At 69.7% G+C, this 26,864-nt stretch carries 23 protein-coding genes and 1 tRNA gene; 19 read left to right on the top strand and 5 right to left on the bottom strand.

Annotation, left to right across the window (positions count from 1 at the left end; all coding sequences use genetic code 11):
• Positions 1–204: 204 nt before the first annotated feature.
• On the top strand, positions 205–1,962 hold the full coding sequence (locus DR046_RS16670; protein WP_115383524.1) for an ABC transporter ATP-binding protein: 1,758 nt from the start codon (positions 205–207) through the stop codon (positions 1,960–1,962).
• 25 nt (positions 1,963–1,987) lie between these two features.
• On the opposite strand, the gene DR046_RS16665 is transcribed toward DR046_RS16670, so the two are convergent.
• From DR046_RS16665 to pyrH, 3 genes are all read right to left on the bottom strand, one after another.
• A complete protein-coding gene (locus DR046_RS16665) occupies positions 1,988–3,061 on the bottom strand; it encodes a S1C family serine protease (protein WP_115383523.1) in 1,074 nt (357 codons plus the stop codon).
• Positions 3,058–4,041 carry a lipoyl synthase gene (gene lipA, locus DR046_RS16660; protein WP_115383522.1) on the bottom strand — a complete coding sequence of 328 codons (984 nt, stop codon included), beginning with the start codon at positions 4,039–4,041 and terminating at the stop codon, positions 3,058–3,060. Before lipA ends, DR046_RS16665 begins: the two co-directional genes overlap by 4 nt.
• Before the next feature lie 94 nt (positions 4,042–4,135).
• Positions 4,136–4,873 carry a UMP kinase gene (pyrH, locus tag DR046_RS16655; RefSeq protein WP_115383521.1) on the bottom strand — a complete coding sequence of 246 codons (738 nt, stop codon included), beginning with the start codon at positions 4,871–4,873 and terminating at the stop codon, positions 4,136–4,138.
• Positions 4,874–4,979: 106 nt separating this feature from the next.
• Between pyrH and miaA the strand changes: the two genes are divergently transcribed.
• The 10 genes from miaA to DR046_RS16605 all read left to right on the top strand — a co-directional run bounded on the left by miaA (position 4,980) and on the right by DR046_RS16605 (position 17,504).
• Positions 4,980–5,861: a tRNA (adenosine(37)-N6)-dimethylallyltransferase MiaA gene (miaA, locus tag DR046_RS16650; RefSeq protein ID WP_115383520.1), complete on the top strand. Its 882-nt coding sequence runs from the start codon at positions 4,980–4,982 to the stop codon at positions 5,859–5,861.
• A 241-nt stretch (positions 5,862–6,102) separates the two neighbouring features.
• Entirely contained in the window at positions 6,103–7,773 is a 1,671-nt protein-coding gene (locus DR046_RS16645; protein WP_115383564.1) for an ABC transporter substrate-binding protein, read from the top strand.
• A gap of 105 nt (positions 7,774–7,878) precedes the next feature.
• Positions 7,879–8,925 (top strand): ABC transporter permease, encoded by a 1,047-nt coding sequence (locus DR046_RS16640; protein ID WP_115383519.1) that lies wholly within the window; start codon positions 7,879–7,881, stop codon positions 8,923–8,925.
• A 12-nt stretch (positions 8,926–8,937) separates the two neighbouring features.
• The gene (locus DR046_RS16635) at positions 8,938–10,398 is read left to right on the top strand and encodes an ABC transporter permease (protein WP_115383518.1); all 1,461 of its coding nucleotides are present in this window, start codon (positions 8,938–8,940) and stop codon (positions 10,396–10,398) included.
• 103 nt (positions 10,399–10,501) lie between these two features.
• Positions 10,502–12,589 (top strand): ABC transporter ATP-binding protein, encoded by a 2,088-nt coding sequence (locus DR046_RS16630; RefSeq protein WP_115383517.1) that lies wholly within the window; start codon positions 10,502–10,504, stop codon positions 12,587–12,589.
• A 54-nt stretch (positions 12,590–12,643) separates the two neighbouring features.
• The gene (locus DR046_RS16625) at positions 12,644–13,474 is read left to right on the top strand and encodes a DUF1206 domain-containing protein (protein WP_115383516.1); all 831 of its coding nucleotides are present in this window, start codon (positions 12,644–12,646) and stop codon (positions 13,472–13,474) included.
• Between the two features lie 351 nt (positions 13,475–13,825).
• Positions 13,826–14,479, top strand: a complete 654-nt coding sequence (locus DR046_RS16620; RefSeq protein WP_115383515.1) for a protein-L-isoaspartate O-methyltransferase family protein — start codon at positions 13,826–13,828, stop codon at positions 14,477–14,479.
• Positions 14,480–14,558: 79 nt separating this feature from the next.
• The gene (locus tag DR046_RS16615) at positions 14,559–15,974 is read left to right on the top strand and encodes a TolC family outer membrane protein (RefSeq protein WP_245190979.1); all 1,416 of its coding nucleotides are present in this window, start codon (positions 14,559–14,561) and stop codon (positions 15,972–15,974) included.
• 66 nt (positions 15,975–16,040) lie between these two features.
• The gene (locus tag DR046_RS16610) at positions 16,041–16,544 is read left to right on the top strand and encodes a hypothetical protein (RefSeq protein ID WP_115383514.1); all 504 of its coding nucleotides are present in this window, start codon (positions 16,041–16,043) and stop codon (positions 16,542–16,544) included.
• A 255-nt stretch (positions 16,545–16,799) separates the two neighbouring features.
• Positions 16,800–17,504 (top strand): VIT1/CCC1 transporter family protein, encoded by a 705-nt coding sequence (locus DR046_RS16605; RefSeq protein WP_115383513.1) that lies wholly within the window; start codon positions 16,800–16,802, stop codon positions 17,502–17,504.
• Positions 17,505–17,568: 64 nt separating this feature from the next.
• Here DR046_RS16605 and DR046_RS16600 read toward each other — a convergent pair whose 3' ends face one another.
• Positions 17,569–17,892 (bottom strand): DUF6280 family protein, encoded by a 324-nt coding sequence (locus DR046_RS16600; protein ID WP_109564027.1) that lies wholly within the window; start codon positions 17,890–17,892, stop codon positions 17,569–17,571.
• Positions 17,893–18,210: 318 nt separating this feature from the next.
• Between DR046_RS16600 and efp the strand changes: the two genes are divergently transcribed.
• Positions 18,211–18,774, top strand: coding sequence for an elongation factor P (efp, locus tag DR046_RS16595; protein WP_115383512.1), 564 nt, complete (start codon positions 18,211–18,213; stop codon positions 18,772–18,774).
• A gap of 17 nt (positions 18,775–18,791) precedes the next feature.
• On the opposite strand, the gene DR046_RS16590 is transcribed toward efp, so the two are convergent.
• On the bottom strand, positions 18,792–19,397 hold the full coding sequence (locus tag DR046_RS16590; RefSeq protein ID WP_115383511.1) for a TetR/AcrR family transcriptional regulator: 606 nt from the start codon (positions 19,395–19,397) through the stop codon (positions 18,792–18,794).
• A 75-nt stretch (positions 19,398–19,472) separates the two neighbouring features.
• Between DR046_RS16590 and DR046_RS16585 the strand changes: the two genes are divergently transcribed.
• From DR046_RS16585 to DR046_RS16555, 7 genes are all read left to right on the top strand, one after another.
• Complete coding sequence (locus DR046_RS16585; RefSeq protein ID WP_135227321.1) at positions 19,473–19,778, top strand: hypothetical protein; 306 nt, start codon at positions 19,473–19,475, stop codon at positions 19,776–19,778.
• Between the two features lie 67 nt (positions 19,779–19,845).
• A complete protein-coding gene (locus DR046_RS16580; protein ID WP_115383509.1) occupies positions 19,846–21,132 on the top strand; it encodes a homoserine dehydrogenase in 1,287 nt (428 codons plus the stop codon).
• A gap of 10 nt (positions 21,133–21,142) precedes the next feature.
• Positions 21,143–22,201 (top strand): L-glyceraldehyde 3-phosphate reductase, encoded by a 1,059-nt coding sequence (gene mgrA / locus DR046_RS16575; RefSeq protein ID WP_115383508.1) that lies wholly within the window; start codon positions 21,143–21,145, stop codon positions 22,199–22,201.
• 118 nt (positions 22,202–22,319) lie between these two features.
• The gene (gene glpX / locus DR046_RS16570) at positions 22,320–23,279 is read left to right on the top strand and encodes a class II fructose-bisphosphatase (RefSeq protein WP_115383507.1); all 960 of its coding nucleotides are present in this window, start codon (positions 22,320–22,322) and stop codon (positions 23,277–23,279) included.
• Between the two features lie 88 nt (positions 23,280–23,367).
• Positions 23,368–25,119, top strand: a complete 1,752-nt coding sequence (gene recJ / locus DR046_RS16565) for a single-stranded-DNA-specific exonuclease RecJ (RefSeq protein WP_115383506.1) — start codon at positions 23,368–23,370, stop codon at positions 25,117–25,119.
• A 92-nt stretch (positions 25,120–25,211) separates the two neighbouring features.
• Positions 25,212–25,286, top strand: a tRNA-Glu gene (locus tag DR046_RS16560).
• A gap of 656 nt (positions 25,287–25,942) precedes the next feature.
• The coding region (locus DR046_RS16555) for an IS256 family transposase (protein ID WP_115383505.1) at positions 25,943–26,864 on the top strand (922 nt) is incomplete at its 3' end.

Raw genomic sequence — 26,864 nt, 5'->3', positions numbered from 1 at the left:
CCGCCACGACGACAGCGCCAAGCAAGGAGGGCGAGCATGGTAGTCATTCATCTCCCCCTCGTCGGTCGACCCCGCCAGGGGGTTCCCACCTCCTGACGCGCCGGGCGCTCGCCGCCCTTCCCGTCATACCGCTTGCCAGGGCCGCCGCGCGGCCCCTTCGTCTCCTTCATTGCAGGACGCGGACACCGGTCCGCGATTCGTTCCATGTCACAGACTCCGTCCCGCGGCGCCTTCGCCCGCGTTCTTTCCTTCGCCGCCGCCCGCTGGGCGCGGCGGCCCGGCCGCGTCGCGACGCTGGTCGCGCTGCAGCTCTGCTCGACCGGGGCCGACGTCTCGATCCCGATCCTGACCGGACGGCTGGTGGCCGCCGTGGCCGAGGGCAGCCCGCCCTGGACCGCGTTCTGGGGTCTGCTGGCGCTGGGCCTCGTCTCGGTCGCGGCCAAGATCTGCAGCTACTTCACGATCATCGAGCTGACGATCCCGACCATGCGCGAGGTCGAGGGCGAGGCCTTCGCCCGGGTCCAGCGCCTGCCCGCCAACTGGCATGCGAACGCCTTCGCGGGATCGACGGTCCGGAAGATCACGCGCGGGGCCTGGGCGCTGGACGACATGGCGGACCTGCTGTTCCTGGCGCTCGGCCCGTCGATGCTGGTCCTGGTCGGCACCATCGCCACGCTCGCCGCCTTCCGGATCGAGGTCGGGCTGGTCGCGTTGCTGGGCGCGGTGCTGTTCGTCGGCCTGTCGCTTACGCTGACGCTGCGCTGGGTCGCGCCCGCCGCGCGGCTCGCCAATGCGCAGGACAGCCGGGTGTCGGGCGCCCTGGCCGATGCGATCACCTCGAACGCCGTGGTCAAGGCCCATGCCGCCGAGACGCGGGAGGAGGCGCGGCTGGAGCAAGTGCTGGGCAAGTGGGCCCACCGGACCCGACGGACCTGGCGGCGCGGCACCTGGTCGGGGCTGACGCAGGACGCAAGCCTGTGGCTCTTGCGCGCGCTGGTGCTGGGCGGGGCGCTGCTGGCCTTCGCGCGGGGCGCGGCGGGCGCCGGAGAGATCGCCTTCACCGTCTCGGCGCTGGGCGTGCTCGATTCCTACCTGCGCCAGATCGGCAACCATGTGCGGCAGCTTCAGAAGGCGGTGAACGACGCCGAGGAGATGGTCGACCTGCTGGCCGACGCGCCCGAGCGCGACGTTGCCCGGCCGCCGGCCCGCGCCCTGCCGCCGCGCGCGGCCATGCTGGCCTTCGAGCATGTGGATTACGGCTATGCCGGGGCCTCCACGCCGCTCTTTACCGATCTGCACGTCGAGATCCCGGCGGGGCAGAAGGTGGGGCTGGTCGGGCGGTCGGGCTCGGGCAAGACAACCTTCGTCAAGCTGATCCAGCGCCTGCACGAGGTGACCGGCGGGGCGATCACGCTGGGCGGGGTGGACATCGCCTCGGTCCCGCTGGAGGAGCTGCGCCGCAACGTCGCGCTCGTCCCGCAGGAGCCGATCCTGTTCCACCGCTCGCTGGCCGAGAACATCGCCTATGCGCGCCCCGGCGCCACGATGGACGAGGTGCGTGCGGCCGCCGCCAAGGCCGGGGCCGCCGGGTTCATCGAGCGGCTGGAGAAGGGCTATGCCACCGAGGTCGGCGAGCGCGGCGTGAAGCTGTCGGGCGGCGAGCGCCAGCGGGTCGCCATCGCCCGCGCCTTCCTGTCGGACGCGCCGGTCCTGGTGATGGACGAGGCGACCTCCTCGCTGGACAGCGAAGCCGAGGCCCGCGTGGCCGAGGCCGCCGAGCGGCTGATGCGCGGGCGCACGACGCTGGTCATCGCGCACCGGCTGGCGACGGTGGAGCGGATGGACCGCATCCTGGTCTTCGACCGGGGCCGGATCGTGGAGGACGGAACGCCGGCGGAGCTGATGGCGCGGCAGGACGGGCTCTATCGTGCGCTGCGCTCGCGGCAGACGCTGGCGGCGTGAGGGGGCATCGGGCTCGTCCGCCGGCTCAGGGCGCCAGCGTCACCTCGACGCTGCGCCGGGCGGTGCCGCGCCGCACCCGCAGCTCGACCGCCTGCCCGGCCCGCCTGGTGTCGAGCACGGCCAGCAGATCGTCGATGGTCTCGACGGCCTGACCGTCGATGGATTCGATCACGTCGCGCGGGGCGATGCCGCCGCCGGTGACGCGCGCGGGCTCCAGCCCCGCGCGGTCGGCGGGGCCGCCCGGCGTCACGTCCAGCACCATCACCCCCGGCTCGCGCAGCATCAGGTCGGCGCGGCGATCGGCGCTGATGCCCAGCGTCGGCGGCGAATAGCTGCCCGTCGCGATGAGCTGCGGCACGACGCGGGCGACCGTGTCGACGGGGACGGCGAAGCCGATGCCGGCGCTTGCCCCCGAAGGCGAGAAGATCGCCGTGTTCACGCCGATCAGCCGCCCCGCGCTGTCCAGAAGCGGACCGCCGGAATTGCCCGGGTTGATCGCCGCGTCGGTCTGGATCAACCCGCGGATCGTCACCATGCCCTCGCCCGGGATCTCCCTGTCGAGGGCCGAGACGATGCCCGTGGTCAGCGTGAAGTCGAGGCCGAACGGGTTGCCGATGGCGAAGACCATCTGCCCGACCTGAAGGTCCGAACTGGTCCCGAGCGGGAGGGGCCGCATCCCCGTCCCGGCCACGCGCAGCACCGCGAGGTCATGGCGCCGGTCGAGCCCGACGAGCCGGGCGGGCACGGCACGGCCGCCGGGCAGCCGCACCGTGGCCGAGGCCGCGCCGCGGATGACGTGGGCGTTCGTGATGATGTGGCCCATGTCGTCCCAGACGAAGCCGGAGCCGGTGCCCGACGGCATCTCGGTACCGCCCCTGAACAGATCCATGCCCCGCGCGGTGGTCGAGATGAAGACGACCGAGTCCTGCGCGGCCTGGAACAGCTCCACCGTGGTCCGCTCCGCCGCGCTCAGATCGGCCCGGGGCGTGATGGTGACGGGCGCGGGGGCCGGACGGAGGAGCGCCGGGACATAGGGTCCGAACGCGGCGCCAAAGGCGGCGCCGACAGCCAGCAGGATCAGCGCGAGCAGCCCCCTCATGCGCGGGCGAGCGCGGCCTCCCGCGCGGCGCGGAGACGCTGGAAGTCGTCGCCGGCATGGTAGCTGCTGCGCGTCAGCGGCGTGGCCGAGACCATCAGAAAGCCCTTCCCCCAGGCCGATTTCTCGTAGCCCGCGAATTCCTCGGGCGTCACGAAGCGGTCGACGCGGTGGTGCTTGGGCGTCGGTTGCAGATACTGGCCGATGGTCAGGAAATCGATGTCGGCCGCCCGCATGTCGTCCATGACCTGCAGCACCGCCTGACGGTCTTCCCCGAGGCCGACCATCATGCCGGACTTGGTGAAGATCGAGGGGTCCATCTCCTTCACGCGCTGGAGCAGGCGGAGGGAGTGGAAGTAGCGCGCGCCGGGCCGGACCTCGGGGTAGAGGCCGGGGACGGTCTCGAGGTTGTGGTTGAAGACGTCGGGCTTGGCCGCGACCACGACCTCCAGCACCGAGGGGTCGGCGCGGATGAAGTCGGGCGTCAGGATCTCGATGGTGGTGCCCGGCGCGCGGTGGCGGATCGCGCGGATGGTCTGGGCGAAATGCTCGGCGCCGCCGTCGGTGACGTCGTCGCGGTCCACGCTGGTGATGACGACATGGTTCAGGCCGAGTTTCTGCACGGCGTCGGCGACGCGCCCCGGCTCGAAGGCGTCGAGCGGCTCGGGCGGCTTGCCGGTGGCGATGTTGCAGAAGGTGCAGGCGCGGGTGCAGACCTCGCCCATGATCATCATCGTGGCGTGGCCCTGCGACCAGCACTCGCCGACGTTGGGGCAGCCCGCCTCCTCGCAGACGGTGGTCAGCTTGTGGTCGCGCATGATCCGGGCGGTCTGCCTGTAGCCCTCGCCCGACGGGGCCTTCACGCGGATCCAGGCGGGCTTCTTCGGCTGGGCCTGGTCGGGACGGCGCGCCTTCTCGGGGTGGCGCTGCGACGGGATCTTCAGGTCGCGCGGGGGGCGTGTGGGCAGGAGGTCGTCGGGCATCGGGCCGGTCCTTCCGTTCGTGTCTTGCGGCTCTACCTAAGCTGTCGCCCGGTCCGGGGCCAGCCCGGCGCGTCGTCGCGGCCGCAGCGCGGGATCAGCCCTCGACCCGGGTGTAGGTCCCCTTGCCCGCCAGGATCGACTTGAAGCCGCCCGGCGCGTCGAGCGGGAAGACGATGATCGGCAGCTTGTTCTCGCGGGCGAGCGCGATGGCGGAGGCGTCCATGACCTTCAGATGCTTCGACAGGACCTCGTCATAGGTGATCCGGTCGTAGCGCTTCGCGTCCGCGTGGATCCGCGGATCCTTGTCATAGACGCCGTCGGTGCCGTTCTTGCCCATCAGGATCGCCTGGCAGGCCATCTCGTTGGCGCGCAGCGCGGCGGCGGTGTCCGTGGTGAAATAGGGGTTGCCGGTGCCCGCGGCGAAGATCACGACGCGCTTCTTCTCGAGGTGCCGGACGGCGCGGCGGCGGATATAGGGCTCGCAGACCTGGTCCATCGGAATGGCGCTGATGACGCGCGTGTGGAGGCCCCGGCTTTCCAGCGCGCCCTGCATGGCGAGCGCGTTCATCACCGTCGCCAGCATCCCCATGTAATCGGCCGTCGTCCGCTCCATCCCCTGGGCGGAGCCTTGGAGCCCGCGGAAGATGTTGCCGCCGCCGATCACGAGGCAGACCTCGACGCCCATCTTCTGGACGGAGGCGACCTCGCCCGCGATGCGTTCGACGGTGGGCGGGTGCAGGCCATAGCCCTGGTCGCCCATCAGCGCCTCGCCGCTGATCTTCAGGAGGACGCGGGAATAGGCGGGGGGCGCGTTCTCGATCTCGTCCGTCATCGCCCGGGGTCCCCTCGCTTGTTGCCGGGCGCATAGGTGTCAGATTAGGCCGGGTTGGGCAACCGTCCTCTGGGCGGTAGGGCTTACGTGAAGAACGGCATGTAACATGTTGGAACTGCTGAAGAGAATCGACCCGGAGCGTCCGGTCCTGATCGCGGGGCCGACGGCGAGCGGCAAGTCGTCGCTGGCGCTTACCCTTGCGGAAGCGCAAGGCGGGCGGATCGTGAACGCCGACGCATTGCAGGTCTTCGCCGACTGGCGCGTCCTGACAGCCCGCCCGCCCGCGGCGGAGGAGGCGCGGGCCGAGCATCTTCTCTACGGCCATGTCGGGTGGGAGCGGAGCTATTCGGTCGGCGACTGGCTGCGGGACTTCGCCGCCCTGCCCGCCGGGCCGCGCCCCATCGTCGTCGGCGGGACGGGGCTGATCTTCCGCGCCCTGACCGAAGGGCTGGCCGAGATTCCGGCCACCCCGCCGGAGCTGCGGGCCGAGGCCGTGGCGCGGCTGGAGGCGCGGGGCCTGCCCGCCCTGGCGGCGGAGCTGGACCCGGCGACGCGGGCCGGGCTCGACACCGCAAACCCGATGCGCGTGCTGCGCGCCTGGGAGGTGGCGCGGGCGACGGGACGGTCGATCCGCGACTGGCAGGCCGAGACGCCGCCGCCGCTCCTGCCGCTGTCGGAGGCGACGGCGCTGGTGCTGGAGGCGCCGAAGGACTGGCTCGACCCGCGAATCGCGCGCCGATTCGACGCAATGCTGGCGGCGGGCGCCTGGGAAGAGGCGCGGGCGGTGCTGCCGCGCTGGAATCCGCGTCTCAACGCCGCACAGGCGATCGGCGCGGCGGAACTGGTCGCCCATCTGCGCGGCGAGATGCCCCTTGACGAGGCGCGGGAGGCCGCGGTCGTCGCGACACGGCAATACGCCAAGCGGCAGAGGACGTGGTTCCGCAAGCGGATGCGCGACTGGCGCTGGATCGACGCCGCCCGGGCCTGAGCGGTCGGCCGCAGCGGGCTCCGCCTCGTCAAAGGACGCTCTGAACGGCCGCGAAACCGGGCGAAAGGTCTGTTTACGACATCGAGAGGTCGATTTTTGCGCTCCGTCATGCCGGCTTCGCGTTGACCCTCAGCGGATATGCTTCATGCTGAAGAAGCAAGGCGGGCCGCACGAGGTGCGTCGGAAACAGAACAAGGGCAGGATCGAACGCCCGGACGTCCATAGGGAGAAGACAGAAGCCATGACGAAACTCGACAAGACACCCGCCGGGGGCATCCACCGCGGCGCTTTGTTGTTCGCAAGAGAGTGCAAGGACGGGCTGATGGACCGGAGGGAGTTCCTGACCCGCGCGACCGCGCTGGGCGTCAGCATCCCCGCCGCCTACGCGCTGATCGGCGCCAGCCCGGCCCGCGCCCAGGGCGAGGCCCAGCAGGGCGGCACGCTGCGCATGCAGATGGAAGTCCGCGCGCTGAAGGACCCGCGCACCTTCGACTGGACGCAGATGTCCTATGTCGCCGGCGGCTGGCTCGAATACCTCGTCGAGTACAATTCCGACGGCTCGTTCCGCGGCATGCTGCTGGACAGCTGGGACGTGAACGACGACGCCACGCAGTACACGCTGCGCGTCCGCCCGGGCGTGACCTGGAACAACGGCGACCCGTTCACCGCCGAGCATGTCGCCTTCAACTTCCGCCGCTGGGCCGAGGCCGATGCCGAGGGCAACTCGATGGCCGCGCGCGTGACCTCGATCATCGACCCCGAGACGAACCAGGCCGCGGAAGGCGCCATCGAGGTGGTCGACGACATGACCGTCGTCCTCAACCTGAACGCCCCCGACATCACCCTGATCCCGGGCATTGCCGACTATCCGGCGCATGTCATCCACCCCGATCAGGACCCCTCGAACCTGCTGGGCCAGCAGCTCGGCACCGGGCCCTACCTGAGCGAGAGCCACGAGGTCGGCGTGAAGTCCGTCCTGGTGCGCAACCAGGACCACGACTGGTGGGGTTATGACGCCGGCTGGGGCGGCTATCTCGACCGGATCGAGTATGTCGACTACGGCACCGACCCCTCGGCCTGGCTGGCCGCGGCCGAATCGGAGGAAGTCGACGCGATCTACGAGAATGTCGGCGAATTCGTCGACATCTTCGACGGCATCGGCTGGGTGAAGTCCGAGGTGGTGACCGGCTCGACCATCGTGATCCGGCCGAACCAGCTGGCCGAGGTCGATGGCATGCGCCCCTACGAGGACAAGCGCGTCCGCCAGGCGCTGGTCATGGCCTGCGACAACGCCGTCCTGCTGGAGCTGGGCTATGCCGGCCAGGGCACGACCGCCGAGAACTCCCATGTCGGCCCGGTGCACCCCGAATATAACCCCAACGTCGAGCGCCTGCCCTACGACCCGGCCCGCGCGCTGGAGCTGATGCAAGAAGCCGGGATGGCCGATTTCGAGCATGAGCTGATCTCGATCGACGACGACTGGCGCCGGGCCACGACCGACGCCGTCGCCGCGCAACTGCGCGACGCGGGCATCCCGGTGCGGCGGACCATCCTGCCGGGCTCCACGTTCTGGAACGACTGGACGAAGTATCCCTTCTCCTCGACCAACTGGAACCACCGTCCGCTGGGCACCCAGACGCTTGGCCTGGCCTACAAGTCCGGCACGGCCTGGAACGAGTTCGGCTTCAACAATGAGGAGTTCGACGCGCTGCTGGCCGAGGCCAACTCGATCGCGGATGCCGATGCGCGCCGCGAGGTGATGGGCCGGCTCCAGGCGATCGTCATCGAGGAGGGCGTGACCATCCAGCCCTACTGGCGGTCGCTCTTCCGGCACCAGACCGGCGACTTCGTCGGGCTCGACATGCACATCGCCTACCTGCCCCAGATGTACAAATGGGGCCGCGCCGCCTGATCGGGCGGAAGGGGAGACAGGGGGCCGCGCGGAGCGTCGCGCGGCCCCATGCGATGCGGGACAGATAATCCGCACGCAAAACAACGCACCGGGGGACCCGCGACCATGCTGACGTTCATCCTGCGCCGACTCGGCGTGATGATCCTGACGGCGCTGTGCCTGACGTTCATCGTCTTCTTCCTGACGAACCTCTCGCCGAACCTGGAGAAGCTGGCCAAGCAGCAGGCCAACAACCGGATGTCGGACGAGCAGGTCGTCACCTGGCTGGCCGCGCGGGGCTACGACGACCCCGTCATCGTCAACTACGGCCGCTGGCTGGGCGTGCTGCCGCACTTCACCCGCGAAGAGGCCGGCGAGGTCGTCTTCTCGCGCTGCGCCGATCCGGGCATGACCGCGGCCGAGGCGCCACGCTTCTGCGGCGTGCTGCAGGGCGACTGGGGCTGGTCCACGGTGTTCCAGGACGACGTGCTCGCCATTCTGGCAGAGCGGGGCTGGCAGACCGCGAAGCTGATGTTCTTCGTGATGCTGGTCATGGTGCCCGGCGCGCTGCTGCTGGGCGTGCTGGCCGGAATGCGCGAGGGGTCGAAGCTGGACCGCTCGCTCTCGACGGTGTCGATCGCCACGACGGCGACGCCCGAATATGTCTCGGGCGTGATCTTCATCGCCGTCTTCGCCTCGTCCGCGGTGGGGCTGAAATGGTTCAAGGGCACGGCGACGAGCGCGATGGAGAACATCACCTTCGAGAACTTCACCCTGCCGGTGCTGACGATCGCGCTCTACGGGATGGGCTACATCGCGCGAATGACGCGGGCCTCGATGACCGAGGTGATGACCGCGCAATACATCCGCACTGCGCGGCTGAAAGGCGTCAGCTTCGGGCAGATCGTCATGAAGCATGCGCTGCGCAACGCGCTGATCGCGCCCTTCACGGTCATCATGCTGCAGCTGCCCTGGCTGCTCAACGGCGTCGTGATCGTCGAGACGCTGTTCAACTACAAGGGCTTCGGCTGGACGCTGGTGCAGGCGGCCGGAAACAACGACATCGACCTGCTGCTCGGCGTGTCGATCATCTCGGTCGTGGTCGTTCTGGCGACGCAGCTGCTGTCGGACATCGGCTACGTCTTCCTGAACCCGCGCATCCGCATCGCCTGAGGAGAGACGGACATGGAACCCCTCACCTGGACCGGAAACATGGGCGACGTGCTGGACCCGATCCTCGGGATCTCGGCCGCGGCCCTCGTCGTCACCTCGGTGCTGGCCATCGCGCTGAGCTTCGTCACCGCCTCCGACCGCATCACCGTCAATCCCGACGGCACCGTCGCCGCGCAGCCCGGCCTGTCGGGGCTGGCCACCAGGGCCCAGGGATGGGCGGTCTGGGCCGTGGTCGCCACCGTCGTCGCCTATATCGTCACCGGCATGGTCGTCGGCTGGCAGGGCGGCGGGATCGTCGGCGGGATGGCGCGGGCCTTCACGCCGGTCTGGATCAGCCTCGCCCTGCTGTTCGCCGCAAGCTACGCCTACAGGCGCAGGCTGGGGCTCTACGGCAAGCTCTTCGACTCGAGCATCGGGATGGTCGGCTTCGGGCTGGTGATGTTCTGGGTGTTCACCGCGCTGTGGGCCGGGGTGTTCGACCTGATCTACATGCACGACCCCCTGAGCCAGGTCTCGGGCATGAAGAACGAGGTTCCCGGCTCGCCCCTGAGCGGCGCCGAGGCGGGACAGTATCCCTACTACCTGCTGGGCGGCGACAACCTCGCGCGGGACGTCTTCAGCCGCATGGTCCTCGGCTCGACCATCGTGATGCAGATCGCGCCGCTCGCCACGCTGTTCGCCTTCATGGTGGGCATCACGCTGGGCCTGCCCGCGGGCTACTACGGCGGCCGGCTCGACACCGGGCTCAGCTTCCTCGCCAACCTGATCCTCGCCTTCCCGGTGATCCTGCTGTTCTACCTGCTCGTCACGCCCGAGATCGTGCAGACCGGCCTGCCCAACTACATGGCGCTGGTGCTGTTCCTCTTCCCGCTGATCTTCGTGGGCGTGCTGATCAACTCGCGCTACCGGACCCAGCCCGCGACGCGGAACCTCTATCTCGGGATCGCGATGGCGGTGGGGCTGCTGCTCTACTTCTCGCTGGTCATGGACCAGACCGCGCCGAAGCCGCTGTTCCGGGTCTGGCCGGGCTTTCTCGACCTCTTCGACGTGTCGGGGCAGGTGCTGATCGTGTTCGTGTCGGTGGTCTTCGTGAACTCGCCCACCGTGTTCCGGATCGTCCGGGGCCTGACGCTCGACATCAAGACCCGCGACTACGTCGCCGCCGCCCAGACCCGGGGCGAGACGCCGTGGTACATCATGCTGTGGGAGATCCTGCCCAACGCCCGCGGGCCGCTGATCGTCGATTTCTGCCTGCGCATCGGCTATACCACGATCCTCCTCGGGACGCTCGGCTTCTTCGGCCTCGGCCTGCCGCCCGAGAGTCCGGACTGGGGCACGACCATCAACGACGGCCGCCGGTTGCTGTCAGTCTATCCGCACCCCGCCATCGCACCCGCGCTCGCGCTGCTGAGCCTGGTGCTGGGGCTGAACCTGCTCGCGGACGGGCTGAGAGAGGAAAGCCTGAGGGACTGAACGACAGGAGGCGGGGTCCGGTCCCCTCCTTCCTGTGGCCGAAAATACTCCGGGGGTCCGGGGGCAGAGCCCCCGGCGCTCTCCACCAAGAGAGACTTTGAAAATGAAGCAGAACCCCGACTATCAGGGCCCCATCCTCGAGATCGAGCGCCTCTCGATCTCCTTCTTCACGCGCCTGCGGGAAATCCCCGCGGTGATGGACTTCTCGGTCGTGGTCCAGCCCGGCGAGGCGGTGGGCCTCGTCGGCGAGTCGGGCTGCGGCAAGTCAACGGTCGCGCTGGGCGTCATGCAGGACCTCGGGAAGAACGGGGCCGTCGTCGGCGGCTCGATCAGGTTCAAGGGCCGCGACCTCGCGAAGATGTCCCAGGAGGAGCTGCGCGACATCCGCGGCAACGAGATTGCGATGATCTACCAGGAACCGATGGCCTCGCTGAACCCGGCGATGAAGATCGGCCGGCAGCTGATGGAGGTGCCGATCCTGCATGACGACGTCTCCGAGAAGGAGGCCTATGACATGGCGCTCCAGGTCGTCACGGACGTGAAGCTGCCCGACCCCGCCCGCATCCTCGACAGCTATCCGCACCAGCTGTCGGGCGGGCAGCAGCAGCGCATCGTCATCGCCATGGCGCTGATGTCGAAGCCCGCGCTCCTGATCCTGGACGAGCCGACGACGGCGCTGGACGTGACCGTCGAGGCGGGGATCGTCGATCTGGTGAAGGACCTGGGCAAGAAATACGGCACCTCGATGCTGTTCATCTCGCACAATCTCGGCCTCGTGCTGGAGACCTGCGACCGCGTCTGCGTGATGTATTCCGGCGAGGCGGTCGAGGACGGCGCCATCGAGGAGGTCTTCGACCGGATGCGCCACCCCTACACGCAGGCGCTGTTCCGCTCGATCCCCCTGCCCGGCGCCGACAAGAACGCGCGGCCGCTGGTCGCCATCCCCGGCAACTTCCCCCTGCCCCACGAACGCCCGCCGGGCTGCAATTTCGGCCCGCGCTGCGACTACTTCGTGGAGGGCCGCTGCGACGCGCAGCCGATCCCGATGCGCGACGCCGGGCCGGGCCACCATTCCCGCTGCATCCGCTTCGAGGAGATCGACTGGAACGCGCCCATCGCCGCGGCCATCGAGACCACCTCGCGCGAGATCGGCGCGCCGATCCTGAAGGTCAGCGACCTGAAGAAATACTACCAGGTCGCGGCCAACTCCCTGTTCGGCCGAGGCTCCGAGAAGGTGGTGAAGGCCAACGAGACGCTCGACTTCGAGGCACGCGAATCCGAGACGCTCGCCATCGTCGGAGAGTCCGGCTGCGGCAAGTCCACGCTCGCCAAGGTGCTGATGGGGCTGGAGACGGCGACCGACGGCATCATCACCATGGGCAACGAGGACATCCAGAGCAGGCCGATCGAGAACCGGAGCACCAAGCAGGTCGCCGACATCCAGATGGTGTTCCAGAACCCCTTCGACACGCTGAACCCCTCGATGACCGTGGGTCGTCAGATCATCCGTGCGCTGGAGGTGTTCGACTACGGCAAGTCCGACGCCGACCGGCGGGAGCGGATGCTGCAGCTTCTCGACCTCGTGAAGCTGCCGCGGGAATTCGCCGACCGAATGCCGCGGCAGCTGTCGGGCGGGCAGAAGCAGCGCGTGGGCATCGCCCGCGCCTTCGCGGGCGACGCGCGGATCGTGGTCGCGGACGAGCCGGTCTCGGCGCTCGACGTCTCGGTGCAGGCCGCCGTGACCGACCTGCTGATGGAGATCCAGCGCGAGCAGAGGACGACGCTTCTGTTCATCTCCCACGACCTGTCGATCGTGCGGTATCTGAGCGACCGGGTCATGGTCATGTATCTCGGCCACGTCGTCGAGATCGGGACCACGGACGAAGTCTTCTCCCCGCCCTACCACCCCTACACGGAGGCGCTGCTCTCGGCCGTCCCGATCGCGGACACCAAGGTCAAGAAGAAGCACATCGTGCTGGAGGGCGACATCCCCTCGGCGATGAACCCGCCCTCGGGCTGCCCGTTCCAGACGCGCTGCCGCTGGAAGTCCGAGGTCCCGGGCAATCTGTGCGAGCGCGAGGTGCCGCCGATGGTCCGGTTCGGCGAGGGCGGGCATCAGGTCAAGTGTCATCTGTCGGCCGAAAAATTCGCCGCGATGGAGCCGGTGATCCAGGTCCACGCGGCGGAGTGAACCCGCAGGCGGGTCCCGGCGTTGATCGGCGTATCGATCCGCAGGAGAGCCGCGATGTCCGACTACAGATGGTCCATTCCCGTGATGCGCGCCGGCTACGGGGGCCGGGGCGTCACATATCTCGCGATCGCCGGCATCTCGCTCTGGGCGATCTGGTCCGGAGGGACGGCGCAGGGCACGTCCTCGGTGCTGGCCCGGCTGTCGGGCAGCACCTGGGGCATGGTCGTGCTGTGGCTCATCGCCATCGGCCTTCTGGCCTATGCGGTCTGGCGCCTGACCGATGCCTGGGCCGATCTCGAGGATTACGGCAGCGACGGCGAGGGGCTGGTCGCCCGCGCCGGGATGGTCGTGACCGGTCTCATCCACGGCGCGCTGGGCGTCACGGCAGCGTTGATCGCGATGGGCGACCGCAGCGGCGGCGGCGGAAGCGGGGTCGAGTCGGCGGTCGCGACCGTCCTCGGCTGGCCCGCGGGCCGCTGGATCCTGGGCTTCGGGGCGCTCTGCACCCTCGGCGCGGCGATCTATTACTTCGGGAAGGCCTGGAAGGCGTCCTACCGGCACAAGCTGAAGGCCAACAGGTTCACCCGCAAATACGACGCGGCGCTGCGCGCGGGCGTCGTGGCGCAGGGCGTCGTCGTCGGCATCGTCGGTTTCTTCCTCGGGCTCGCCGCGCTGAACGGCGACCCGCAGGAGGCGGGCGGCCTGGGCCAGGTCTTCGACTTCCTGGCCAACCAGCCCTTCGGCAACGTCCTCGTCATCGCGCTCTGCCTCGGCCTGCTGGGATTCGCCTTCTTCTGCTTCGCGAATGCCGCCTACCGTATCATCGAGAAGGTGCCGCATGACGACATCACCTCGCTCGGAGCGGAGCTGAAGGCTGCAACGTGAGGGGAAAGATGCCGCGCACCTGACAACCTGAAGTTGATAATTGTCAACGGTGCCAACGGGTTAAGGTTTTCTATACCGTTCAGGACGACAACACGCCCCGTCAGGCGCCGCCCCCCTTCCCCCGGGCGGCGCCTTGCGGCCGCTTCCCCCGTGGCCGCATTCATCTCCGGCGGGGCGGGCAGGCTCCGCGCCCCGCCGGACCGCTTCCGCAGCGAAATTCCGCCACTGTGACACCGACACCCCGGCCGGGCGAGACAAGCGGGCGCCCCGGGGCCTTAGCCCGTTGCGCGGAGGGCGGGGTCGTGCAATCTGGGGATGACGAGGAAGTAGACCGATGGGTTCAGATTTCATATGACCGCGTCCCAACCGCTCCGCACGATGATGGTCGACACACAGGTCCGGCCATCAGACGTGACCAAATTCCCGATCATCGCCGCGATGCTCGACATCCCGCGCGAGGATTTCGTTCCGATGGCGGCACGGCCCGTGGCCTATATGGACGCGCCCGTTCCGCTCGGCGGCGGGCGCGAGATGCCGGAGGCGCGGACCTTCGCCAAGATGCTGGACGTTCTGGATCTCGATATCGAGGACGAGGTGCTGATCGTCGGCGGCGGCCTGGGCTATTCCGCGGCGGTGCTGGCGCGGATGACCGCCTCGGTCGTCATGGTCGAGGAGGATGAGGCGATGGCCGCCGAGGCCGAGGCGACGCTGTCGGCACAGGGCGTGGACAACGCCGCGGTGCTGACCGGCCCGCTGGCCGAGGGCGCGCCGAAGGCCGCGCCCTTCGACGTCATCCTGATCGAGGGCGGGGTCGAGACCCTGCCCGAGGCGCTGACCGACCAGCTGAAGGAGGACGGCCGCATCATCGCGCTGTTTCAGCGTGGCGCGCTGGGCGAGGCGCGGCTCGGCCACCGCGTCGGCGGCCGCGTGACCTGGCGCTACGCCTTCAATGCCGGGGCCCCGGTCCTGCCGGGTTTCGCGCAGGCGCAGGCCTTCACCTTCTAGAGCGAGGCGGCCGCCGGGTGCGGGCGGCCATGACGACCGACGAAAACAGGCCGCAGAGCCGAAGCGAGGGAGCAGGCAGATGGAGGGACGGAACGGACGGCGCGGGACCTTCGGCAGGACAGTTCGCGCCTTGCTGATGGGCTCGGCGCTCTCGGCGCTCTCGGCGCTCGCCGCCTCCGGCGCCTGGGCCGAGAGCCTGGCCGACGCCTTCGTGCAGACCTACCGCAACTCGCCACTGCTGGAGCAACAGCGCCTGCTGCTGCGGGCGGTGGACGAGGACGTGGCCGTCGCGGTCTCGGCCCTGAGACCGGCGATCAACGGCCAGGCCGCTCTGTCGCGCACGTTCAACGGTGGGGCCGCCCCGAACGTGACCAGCGCGTCGCTGTCGCTCATCCTCGACTACACGCTACTCGACGGCGGCCAGCGCCTCATGCGCCTCGGCGCCGCGAAAGAGGCTGTGCTGGCCGGGCGCTACCGCCTGATCCAGCAGGAGCAGTTGCTGCTGCTTCAGGCGGCGCGCGCCTATCTGAGCCTGATCCAGACGATCCGGAACGTCGACCTGCGCGAAAGCAACCTGCGGCTGCTCAGCGAGCAGCTGCGCGCCGCGGAGGACCGCTTCGAGGTCGGCGAGGTCACGCGGACCGACGTCACCATCGCCGAGGCCCGACTGGCCGCCGCGCAATCGCTGCTCGCCAACGCGCGCGGGCAGGTCGACATCCAGCGCGAGAGCTATCGCCTCGTCACAGGCGTGCTGCCTTCGGGCAGCCTCGAGCCGCCGCCCCCCTCGCCGGAGCTGCCGCCGGACGTGGAGCGGGCGCAGGCCATCGCGCTCCAGATCCACCCGACGATCATCGCGGCGCAACACGACGTGGCGGCCGCGACGCTGATCGCCAATGCCGCCGAGGCGGATCGCCTGCCGACGATCGACTTCCGCAGCAGCGTCAGTTCCTCGCGGGCGAGTGGCGGCGACCCGTCTCTCACGGCAGGCATCACCGGCTCGGTGCCGATCTACAACGGCGGCCGCCTCTCGGCGCTGAACCGCCGCGCGATCGCCAACGCGCAGGCCGCGCGAGCCGCGCTCGAGGCCGAGGCGCGAAGCGTCGTCGACGGCGTCGGCCAGGCCTGGGCGCTGCTCCGGATCGCACGGGCGCAGATCATCGCCTCGCAGCAGCAGGTCCGCTCCGCCCAGCTCGCCTTCGAGGGCTTCCGCGAGGAGGCGCTGCTTGGCGCGCGGACCACGCTCGACGTGCTCGACGCCGAGCAGGAGCTTCTGGACGCGCGGACTGCCGCGCTGCAGGCCGAGATCGACGCGCAACTCGCCGTCTATCAGGTTCTGGCGGCGATGGGGCTGATGACCACCGATCATCTCGGGCTCAGCGTCGAGCGCTACGACCCGACGGACTATCACAACCAGGTCGCGAACGCGCCCGCCGTGTCGCCCTCGCCGCAGGGTGGCCGGCTCGACAGCGTCTTGCGGCGCTTCGGACGGGACTAGGCGCGAAATTGTGGCGCATGCCGCGGCCCGTGCTACACTGAAGCGGCAGCAGGAGAGATCGGGGCCATGGGACAGCGCAACGACATAGAGGACGTGCTCTCGTCGATCCGGCGCCTCGTCGCGAACGAGGCCGGCGCCGCCGTCGAGGCCCGCGCCAGCCGCGCGCTGATCCTGGACCAGGCGCAGCGCGTGACCGAGCCGGAGGACCCGTTCCAGACAGTTCAGGGTCTGCCGGAGCCTGCCCCCGAGGAAGAGGAGACGGACGAGGCCGAGGCGCCGAACATCGCCCCGCCCGAAGAGGACGTCGCCCCGATCCTGCCGCTGACCGATCCCGAGCCGACGCCCGACCCCGTCGGGCCGAAGGACGCCGCGCCCGGGCGCGCCGAGGCCCCCGCCGACCTGTCGGACCTCTCGGCCCGGATCGGCGGCGACGAGGCCCTGCGCGAATTGATCGCCGAGATCGTCCGGCAGGAACTGGCCGGCGCCCTGGGCGAGCGGATCACCCGCAACGTCCGCAAGCTGGTCCGGCGCGAGTTGCGCCTGATGATGTCGGGCGAGGAGTTCGACTGACCGCCCGTCCCCGTGAGGCCGGGACGCCCGAAGGCGGACGTGGCCGCGGCCTTCGGACCATTACTCATCGGGCTTCGCCAGGGCTCGAGGCGACGATCACCACCGCAGGTCACCTCCGATGACGCTACAGACTGCACCGCGCGGAACGAAGCCGATCGCTTCCCCCGCGTCGATAGCCCACGCGGCCCGCCGCGTCTGGGGATGCCGCAGTCGGGTCCAGCGACCGGCCGCCCTTCACCGACCCGGAGGGGCGACATGACCGCGGGCAGCACCCATCCCGACGACCCCCATTACGTCAATCGCAGCAATTGGCTGCGGGCAGCGGTGCTGGGGGCCAATGACGGGATCGTCTCGGTCTCCTCCCTCGTAGTCGGCGTCGCCGCCGCCGACCCGGCGCCGCGGGCGGTGATGATCGCCGGGGTCGCCGGCCTGGTGGCCGGGGCGATGTCGATGGCGGCGGGCGAATACGTTTCGGTCTCGTCGCAATCCGATATCGAGCGTGCCGACATCAAGCGCGAGGAGGCCGCGCTGGAAGAGACGCCCGAGGCGGAGTTCGAGGAGCTGGTCGCGATCTACGAAGCCCGCGGGCTCAGCCGCGCCACCGCCGAGACGGTCGCGCGCGAGCTGACCGAGAAGGACGCACTGGCCGCCCATGTCCGCGACGAGCTTGGCCTGTCCGAAGCCCATCAGGCGAACCCGCTCCAGGCGGCGCTGGCCTCCGGCGCGACCTTCAGCCTGGCCGCTTCGGTTCCGGTGCTCGCCGCCTGGCTCTCGCCCGCTTCGGCAATCATCCCGACCGTGCTGGTCGTCACCGTCCTGGCGCTCGCGGTGCTGGGCGCGCTGGGTGCCAAGGCGGGCGCGGCGCCGCTTCGGCCGGCGGTGGTGCGGGTGGTCGGCTGGGGCGTCTTCGCCATGGCGGTCACCGCCGCCGTGGGATGGCTGTTCGGCGTCACCGTCTGAAGCGAAACGAGAAAGGGCGCCGCAACCCTCCGGTCGCGACGCCCTTTCCGTAATCCGTGTCGGATCAGGCGGCTTCGGCCGCCAGTTCCGCGGCCTGACGCCGCTCGCTCTCCTCGCGCGACAGTGCGACCGAAGTCCGCACGCCGCGTCCGACGAATTCCATCAGCCCGGCGACGACGCGCTCGTTGGGGTCGATCCCCGCGCAGGACAGCACTTCGCGCCCGTCGCGCGACCGCGCCCAGCGCGCGATCTGCTCAGGCCCGTTGCCGTATTTCTTGTCATCCGAGATGGCATCGTCGAGCGCGGCCAGGACCACGGCGGCGAACAGCTTGCGCGCACGTTGCCCCTGTTCGAAGTTGAACGCAGTCGCATCGACAAAATCGGTCATCCCGTACTCCTGAAGTCGTTTCTCTCGTCCCGGTGGGTCCGACTAGCAGACAGGACCGCCTCGCGGCCATGTCTTTTTCTTATACCTCATATGCACCACGTGCATACGTTGTTCGCGAACCCTACAAAACCTGCTACAAACCCGCCGATCAGCGCCTTCATATGGGCAATGTCTTGGTTCGATCAAGCATTCGTCACATTCCCGACGCATTTGGTCGCCTCCGGCCTCGCGTTCCCGCGGCACGGGAAGGCGTCTTGAAGGCCGACGCGCCGCGCCGTAAGCCACCGCCAAACCCCATGCCCTCGGAGCCCGCCCGAAATGCCCAAGATCAACGGCAACGAAATCCGCCCCGGCAACGTGCTGGAGCATGACGGCCACCTCTGGTCGGCGGTCAAGGTCGACCACGTCAAGCCCGGCAAGGGCGGCGCCTTCGCTCAGGTGGAACTCCGCAACCTGCGCAACGGGTCCAAGCTGAACGAACGTTTCCGCTCCGCCGACAAGGTCGAGCGCGTGCGGCTGGAACAGAAGGACCAGCAATTCCTCTACGAGACCGACGGCAAGCTCGTCTTCATGGATACCGAGACCTATGAGCAGGTCGAGATCGACGCCGAGATCCTGGGCGAGCGCCGCCCCTTCCTGCAGGACGGCATGATGGTCGTGGTCGAGTATTACGAGGAAGAAGCGCTCAGCGCCCAGCTTCCCCAGAAGGTCGTCTGCAAGATCGTCGAGACCGAGCCGGTGGTGAAGGGCCAGACCGCAGCCAACAGCTTCAAGCCCGCGCTTCTGGACAACGGCGTGCGCATCACCGTGCCGCCCTTCGTCGGCCCCGACGAGGACGTCGTCGTCAACACCGAGACGATGGAATATTCGGAGCGCGCCTGACCTAGCCCCCGGGGGCGTCAGGGCAGCGCCAGCGCCCTGCCCCCGACCAGCCCCAGCGCCATCCCGGCATAGAGCGCCTCGACCTCGGCGCGGCCCAGCCGTCCGCCTTCGCGGTACCAGGTCGTGACGCCGGTCAGCATCGCGATCAGCGCGTTCGCGGCCAGCGGCACGTCCGCCACCCGCATCGACCCGTCTGCGGCGCCGGCGGCGACGATGGCACGGGGAATCGCTTCGTAGCCGCGACGCAGCGCCTCGATGATGGCGAAGTTCTCCGGCTCCAGCGCGCGCAGCTCCATGTAGGCGACGAAGACCGCGTCGGGCCGGTCGAGATGGAAGCGGACATGGAAGCGCGCGAAGGCGTCCAGCCGAACACGGGGCGCGCCGCCCGGATCGGCCTTGCCCCAGGCGGCGATGACCTCCTGCAGATGGTCGCGCATCGACTGGAACAGCAGCGTCTGCTTGTCGGGCGTGTAGTGATACAGCGCTCCGGCCCCGATCCCGACCTCGGCCGCGATCCGCCGCATCGAGACGGCGGCATAGCCATGCGCCGCGAACAGCCGCTCGGCCGCCTCTCGCACGCGCGGGCCGGTCACGCCGGCATCGGATCCGCTGGGTCTCGCCATGAGGTCGTTATGAACCGAACGAGCGTTCAATTCCAAGGCTTGCCGGGCGCCAGCGCGCATCCTATCGTCGCCGGGATGCCGCGCGCCCTCCTCCTCCTCCTGCTCCTCGGCGCCTGCGCGGCGGAGCTTCCGCCGATCGAGGGCACGATTTCCCAGGCGGCGCGCGCCGCGCCGGAGCCGCAGCTGATCCCCGTCGGGCCGATCCTGGCCCAGCGCGACGTCCCCGTCCGCGCCCGCGCAGCCGAGCTGGAACTCGACGCCCGGGCGGCCGGCCTCCGGCGCGAGGCGGGCGCGCTTTCGCCGCCGGCCGGCCCCTCGCTCGAAGCCGAGGGCGAGGCGCTGCGCCGCCGCGCCGAAGAGCTGCGCAACGCCCCGCTCTAGCCACGTTGCACCACCCGGCCCGACCCGCTACCCCGTCCCGCGAGAGTGCCAAGCAGGAGCCCGCGCCATGACCTCACCCCTCCGTCTCGGGATCGCCGGGCTCGGCACCGTGGGCACCGGCGTGGTCCGGATCGTGCAGGCCCATGCCGGTTTGCTGGCCGCGCGCACCGGGCGCGACATCTCCATCTCGGCCATCTCCGCCCGGACCCGCGACAAGGACCGCGGCGTCGACCTCTCCGCCTATGCGTGGGTGGACGACCCGGTCGCGCTGGCGAAGCGGGGAGACGTCGACCTCTTCATCGAGTTGATGGGCGGCTCCGACGGGCCGGCCAAGGCCGCGACCGAGGCGGCGCTGGCGGCGGGCAAGCCCGTCGTGACGGCGAACAAGGCGATGCTCGCGATCCATGGTCAGGCGCTGGCCGAGCTGGCCGAGGCCAACGGCGCCGCCCTGCGCTTCGAGGCGGCGGTCGCGGGCGGCATCCCCTGCGTGAAGGCCCTGACCGAGGGGCTTGCGGGCAACGCCATCACCCGCGTCTCGGGGGTGATGAACGGCACCTGCAACTACATCCTGACCCGGATGGAATCGACCGGCAAACCCTATGACGAGATCTTCGCCGAGGCCGATGCGCTGGGCTTCCTCGAAGCCGATCCCGCCCTCGATGTCGGCGGCATCGACGCGGGCCACAAGCTGGCGATCCTGTCGGCCATCGCCTTCGGGACCCGGGTCGATTTCGAGGGCGTGCAGCTTCAGGGCATCGAGAAGGTCTCGATCGACGACATCCGCCGCGCCCGCGACATGGGCTACCGCATCAAGCTTCTGGGCGAGGCCCGGCGCACGGCCGCCGGGATCGAGCAGTCGATGCGCCCCACCCTCGTCCCCGCCGACAGCCCGCTGGGCCAGCTGGAAGGCGGCACCAACATGGTCGTGATCGAGGGCGACGCGGTGGGCCAGATCGTCCTGCGCGGCGCCGGCGCAGGCGAAGGCCCGACTGCGAGCGCCGTCATGGGCGACGTCGCCGACATCGCGCGCGGCGTGACGATCCCGCCCTTCGGCCAGCCCGCCGCGACGCTGGCCGCGGCCAGCCGCGCCAACGCGGCGACCGAATGCGCCCATTACCTGCGGCTCAGCCTGACCGACACGCCCGGCGCGCTGGCGCGCGTCGCGACCGTGCTGGGGCAGAATGGCATCTCCATCGACCGGATGCGCCAATACGACCATCCGGGCGACGACGCGCCGGTGCTGATCGTCACCCATCCCTGTGCGCCCTCGGCACTGGCCACCGCGCTGGAGGGGGTCACGGCCACCGGCGTCGTGACCTCCGAGCCGGTGGCACTTCAGATCCAGACCCCGTGAAGGAGGCCCCATGGCCCGCAAACCCAAGGTCTTCGACCCGCCCTACCGCCCTGCCGCCGACCGCTACGAGCGCATGGAATACCGCCGCTGCGGCCGCTCGGGCCTGAAGCTGCCGGCCATCTCGCTCGGGTTGTGGCACAATTTCGGGGACGACACCCCGCACCAGACCAAGCGCGACATCTGCCGGGCCGCCTTCGACCACGGCATCACGCATTTCGACCTCGCCAACAATTACGGCCCGCCCCCCGGCAGCGCCGAGATCGCCTTCGGCCGCCTGATGGCCGAGGACTTCGCGCCCTTCCGCGACGAGCTGATCATCAGTTCCAAGGCGGGCTACGACATGTGGGCGGGCCCCTATGGCGAATGGGGCAGCCGCAAGTACCTGATCGCCTCCTGCGATGCCTCGCTGAAGCGCACCGGGCTCGACTACTTCGACATCTTCTACTCGCACCGCTTCGACCCCGAGACGCCGCTGGAAGAGACGATGGGGGCGCTCGACCAGATCGTGCGCTCGGGCAAGGCGCTCTATGCCGGGATCTCCAGCTACAACGCGCAGCGCACGCGCGAGGCGGCGGCGATCCTGCGCGACCTCGCCACCCCCTGCCTGATCCATCAGCCGAGCTACAACATGCTCAACCGCTGGGTCGAACGCGACGGGCTGCTCGACGCGCTCGAGGACGAGGGAATCGGCTCCATCGCCTTCACGCCGCTGGCGCAGGGCCTGCTGACGAAGAAGTATCTCGGCGGCATCCCCGAAGGCAGCCGCGCGACGCAGGGCAAGTCGCTCGACCCGGACATGATCACCAAGGACACGATCGCCGCGCTGCGCGGCCTGAACGAGATGGCCGAGTCGCGCGGCCAGACGCTGGCGCAGATGGCCATCGCCTGGGTCCTGCGCGGCGGCCGGGTGACGAGCGCGCTGATCGGCGCCTCCCGCCCGGAACAGGTCGTGGACTGCGCGGGTGCGGCTCGGAATCTCGACTTCACCGACGAGGAACTCGCCCGTATCGACGAGCTGTCGGGCGACAAGGGCCTCAATCTCTGGGCGGCCTCGTCGGAAGGGGTCTGAACGGGCCTGCGGTCGGACAGGCACGACACTGCCGTCCCTGTCCGACGCAAACAGGTTTCCCCGCCCCGTCCCGCGCGCTATCACCGCCGCGACATCCCGCCGCCCCCGAGGAGCCGACATGGCCAAGACCGACTTCAACGACCGCATGCTGTCCCTGGGCCTTGCCCGCGTATCGGAGGCGGCGGCGCTCGCCTCCGCCGGCTGGATCGGACGCGGCGACGAGAAGGCCGCCGACCAGGCCGCGGTGAACGGCATGCGCGAGCAGCTCAACAAGCTCGACATCCGCGGCACCGTCGTCATCGGCGAGGGCGAGCGTGACGAGGCGCCGATGCTCTATATCGGCGAAGAGGTCGGGACCGGCACCGGCCCCGAGGTCGACATCGCGCTCGATCCGCTGGAAGGCACGACGCTGACCGCCAAGGACATGCCCAACGCGCTCTGCGTCATCGCGATGGCGCCGCGCGGGTCGCTGCTGCACGCGCCCGACGTCTACATGGACAAGCTCGCCATCGGGCCGGGCTATCGCGACGGGGTCGTGACCATGGACATGAAGCCTGCCGAGCGGGTCAACGCCCTGGCCTCGGCCAAGGGCTGCTCGACCCACGACATCACCGTCTGCGTGCTGGAACGGCCCCGCCACGAGAAGCTGATCGCGGAACTGCGCACCACCGACTGCGCCATCCGCCTCATCACCGACGGCGACGTCGCCGGCGTGATCCACTGCGCCGAGGCCGAGAAGACCGGCATCGACATGTACATGGGCTCCGGCGGGGCGCCCGAGGGGGTGCTGGCGGCGGCGGCGCTGAAGTGCATGGGCGGGCAGATGTTCGGTCGCCTGACCTTCCGCAACGACGACGAGCGGGGGCGCGCCGAGAAGGCGGGGATCACCAATCTCGACCGGGTCTATACCCGCGACGACATGGTGACCTCGGACGTGATCTTCGCGGCGACCGGCGTGACCGACGGTTCGATCCTCTCGGGCATCAAGCGCGAGGTCGGGCATCTGACCGCCGACACGATCCTGATGCGGTCCAAGACCGGTTCGGTCCGCCGCATGTCCTACCGCAACCCGACCTGAGCCGGGCGGGTCGCCGGTTCACCGGCGACCGGGCGCGGGTCGACCCGCGCCCTTGCACCCGACCGCCGCCCGCGCGACATCGGCGTCCATGTCCTATCTCGGCGTCACCCATTCCGCGACCGGCCGCCGCTGGGTCGGCCTGGACCCTGCGCAGGAAAGGCTGGCCGAGGCCATTGCCCAGACCGGCCAGCCGCTGGCGCTGGCGCGGCATCTCGCGCGGCGCGGCGTGCTGCCCGAGGCGGCGGCGGGATTCCTCGCCCCGAAGCTGCGCGACCTGCTGCCCGACCCGCTGACCCTGCGCGACATGGACGCCGCTGCGCACAGACTGGTCGCAGCGGCGACGAAGGGCGAGCGGATCGCGATCTTCGCCGATTACGACGTCGACGGCGGCGCCTCGGCGGCGCTGCTGGTCTGGTGGCTGCGCGCGCAGGGGCGCCGCGCGACGATCTACGTCCCCGACCGCATCGACGAGGGCTATGGGCCGAACGCCCCCGCCATCGCCGGGCTTGCGGCCGCGCATGACCTGATCGTCTGCGTCGATTGCGGCACGCTCTCCCACGACGCGCTGGCGGCCGCAGGCGCCACGGACGTCATCGTCCTCGACCACCATCTCGGCGGCGAGACCCTGCCCCCCGCGCTGGCCGTGGTGAACCCGAACCGCGCGGACGAGGACGGGGCGCTGGCCCATCTCTGCGCGGCTTCCGTCGTCTTCCTCGCCCTGGTGCAGGCCAACCGCCTGCTGCGCGAGGCAGGCCGCCCCGGACCCGACCTGATGGCGATGCTCGACCTCGTGGCGCTGGCGACGGTGGCGGACGTGGCGCCGCTGGTGGGCGTCAACCGCGCGCTGGTGCAGCAGGGGCTGAAGGTGCTGGCGCGTCGGGGCCGCCCGGGCCTGAGGGCGCTCGCCGACGTGGCGCGGATGGACGGGCCGCCGAACGCCTATCACCTGGGTTATCTGCTCGGCCCCCGAATCAACGCGGGCGGCCGGATCGGCGCCGCCGACCTCGGCGCCCGTCTGCTCTCGACCGAGGACGAGGCCGAGGCCGAGGCGCTGGCCACGCGACTCGACGACCTGAACGCCGAGCGCCGGGCGATCGAGGCCCGAGTGACCGAGGCCGCCCGCGCCCAGGCCGAGGCGCGGCTGGAGGCGGGCGGCGCGCTGGCCTGGGCGGCGGGCGAGGGCTGGCACCCGGGAATCGTCGGCATCGTCGCCGCGCGGCTGAAGGAATCGCTGAACCGCCCCGCCGTCGTCATCGGCCTGCGCGAGGACGGGATCGGCCAGGGCTCCGGCCGCTCCGTCGGCGGGGTGGACCTCGGCGCCTCGATCCAGCGCCTCGCCGCCGAGGGCGTCCTGCTCAAGGGCGGCGGCCACCGGATGGCGGCGGGGCTGACCGTCGCCGCCGACCGGCTGGACGAGGCGATGGAACGACTCGATGCCCTGCTCGCGCGCCAGGGCGCGGGCGAGGGCGGGCCGCGCGACCTGTCGCTCGACGGCACGCTGATGCCGGGCGCGGCCACCCTGCCCCTGATCGACGCGCTGGAGATGGCCGGCCCGTTCGGCCAGGGCGCTTCGGCCCCGCGATTCGCCTTCCCCGACCTCCGCGTCGTCCATTCCCGGTCGGTCGGCGACGGCCACCTGAAGCTGACCTTCACCCAGGGCGGCGCCCGGCTCGACGGCATCGCCTTCCGCGCAGGGCCTTCGGGTCTGACCGAGGTGGTGGAGCGGGCGGCCGGCGCGCCGCTGCACGTCGCCGGGCGGCTGGAACGCAACCGCTGGCAGGGGCGCGAAAGCGTGCAGCTGAAGGTCGAGGACCTCGCGCAGGCCCCCGAAACAGGCTGACGCAACGGAGGCCAAAATCGTCTGAGGCGAAGCGTCAAAAACCCCTTGCGACCCCCGGGCGCCTCTTCTAATAGACCCGCACGTCAGCGTCCGCCCCGTTCGTCTATCGGTTAGGACGCCAGGTTTTCAACCTGGAAAGAGGGGTTCGATTCCCCTACGGGGTACCACGCTGGCGTTTTTCCCGAAGAGTATCATTTACTTTGAGGGCAGGCTTAAGCCTGACCCCCCATCTGACCCACAAGTCGGGTTTCGGACCGCTGAGTTCGACTACCCTCCGCAGTAGACTTCGACGCTAAGCATGAGGTCGGTCGATCCTCCTCACGGCGGGTAGCGACATCGGATGGCATTGCATCACGCTCTTGGCTCGGCCTCCCGCTCACGCGGGCCACGCCTCCGTGACGACTTGTTCCCCCTTTTATCTATTATCTATCCGTGAGAGCAGCGCGAAAGGGCAGACGATGCGGATGGTTATCTTGGTGGCGGGGCTAGCCTTGGCAGGCGGAGCGACTTGGCATTTGGCCGCGTCAGCGGCGCCAATCGCCCGATGTGACTTCGACCAGGGCGGACCTTTCGATACCTGTGTCGTGACGGGGACACGCTTTGGACGGACGGCGGGAACTACCGCCTCGCCGACTTCGACACGCCAGAGGGTTATCGCAACATGTGCGGCGGTCAGGCTGAAGTGGCCTTGGCGCAGCCAGGGTAGCGTCCGAGCACGTGGTGTAATTCCATCGCCGTCGACGGTGTGATCCCGGGTGGTCACCGAGGTGTATGGTCGAGGTGGAGTTTGGCGACTTCAACCACGGACCCCGCGGAGACGCCGATGACCAGGACCAACATGGACCTGTCCGAGCTTCTGGCCAAGCATGACCAAGGTGACTTCCTGCGCAGCATCGCCGAGGCAGTGCTGCAACTGATCATGGAAGCCGATGTCGACGGTCTGATCGGTGCCGGGGGGCACGAGCGCAGCGGCGACCGCACGACCTGGCGCAACGGGTATCGCGATCGTTCGCTCGACACCCGCCTGGGCACTCTGAACCTGCGTGTGCCGAAGCTGCGCCAAGGCAGCTACTTCCCGGGCTTTCTCGAGGCGCGCAAGACCTCCGAGCAGGCGCGGGTCGCCGTCATTCAGGAGGCGTGGATCGGCGGCGTCTCGACCCGCCGCGTCGACGAGCTGGTGCAGGCGATGGGGCTGAGCGGCATCTCGAAGAGCACGGTGTCCAAACTCTGCAAGGACATTGACGAGCGGGTCGGCGAGTTCCTGAACCGCCCGCTCACCGGGGAATGGCCCTATGTCTGGCTGGACGCCACCTACCTGAAGGTGCGCCAGGGCGGGCGGATCGTTCCGGTTGCGGCCATAATCGCCGTGGCCGCGAACACCGAGGGCCGCAGGGAGATCATCGGCTTGGGCATTGGCCCTTCCGAGGCGTTCGGGCGATGGCCCTCACCCTTCTGGACCGAGTTCCTGCGCTCCTTGAAAGCCCGTGGCCTGGACGGGGTCAGGCTGGTGATCAGCGATGCTCACACCGGCCTCAAGGCCGCCATCGCCCGCGTGTTCGAGGCCACATGGCAGCGCTGCCGCGTTCACTGGATCAGGAACGCTCTCGCGCATGTCTCGCGGGGCCAGCACACCGTTGTCGCGGCTGCGATCCGCCAGGCCTTCGATCAGCCCGACCGGGTCCATGCCGGCGAGACCTGGCGCAAGGTGGCCGAGCAACTGCGCCCACGTTGGCCCAAGCTGGCCG

The sequence above is a fragment of the Jannaschia formosa genome, assembly GCF_003340555.1.
Taxonomy (GTDB): Bacteria; Pseudomonadota; Alphaproteobacteria; order Rhodobacterales; family Rhodobacteraceae; genus Jannaschia; species Jannaschia formosa.
The sequence above is the reverse complement of the archived record's forward strand: the minus strand, read 5'-3'. Positions and strand labels throughout refer to the sequence as shown.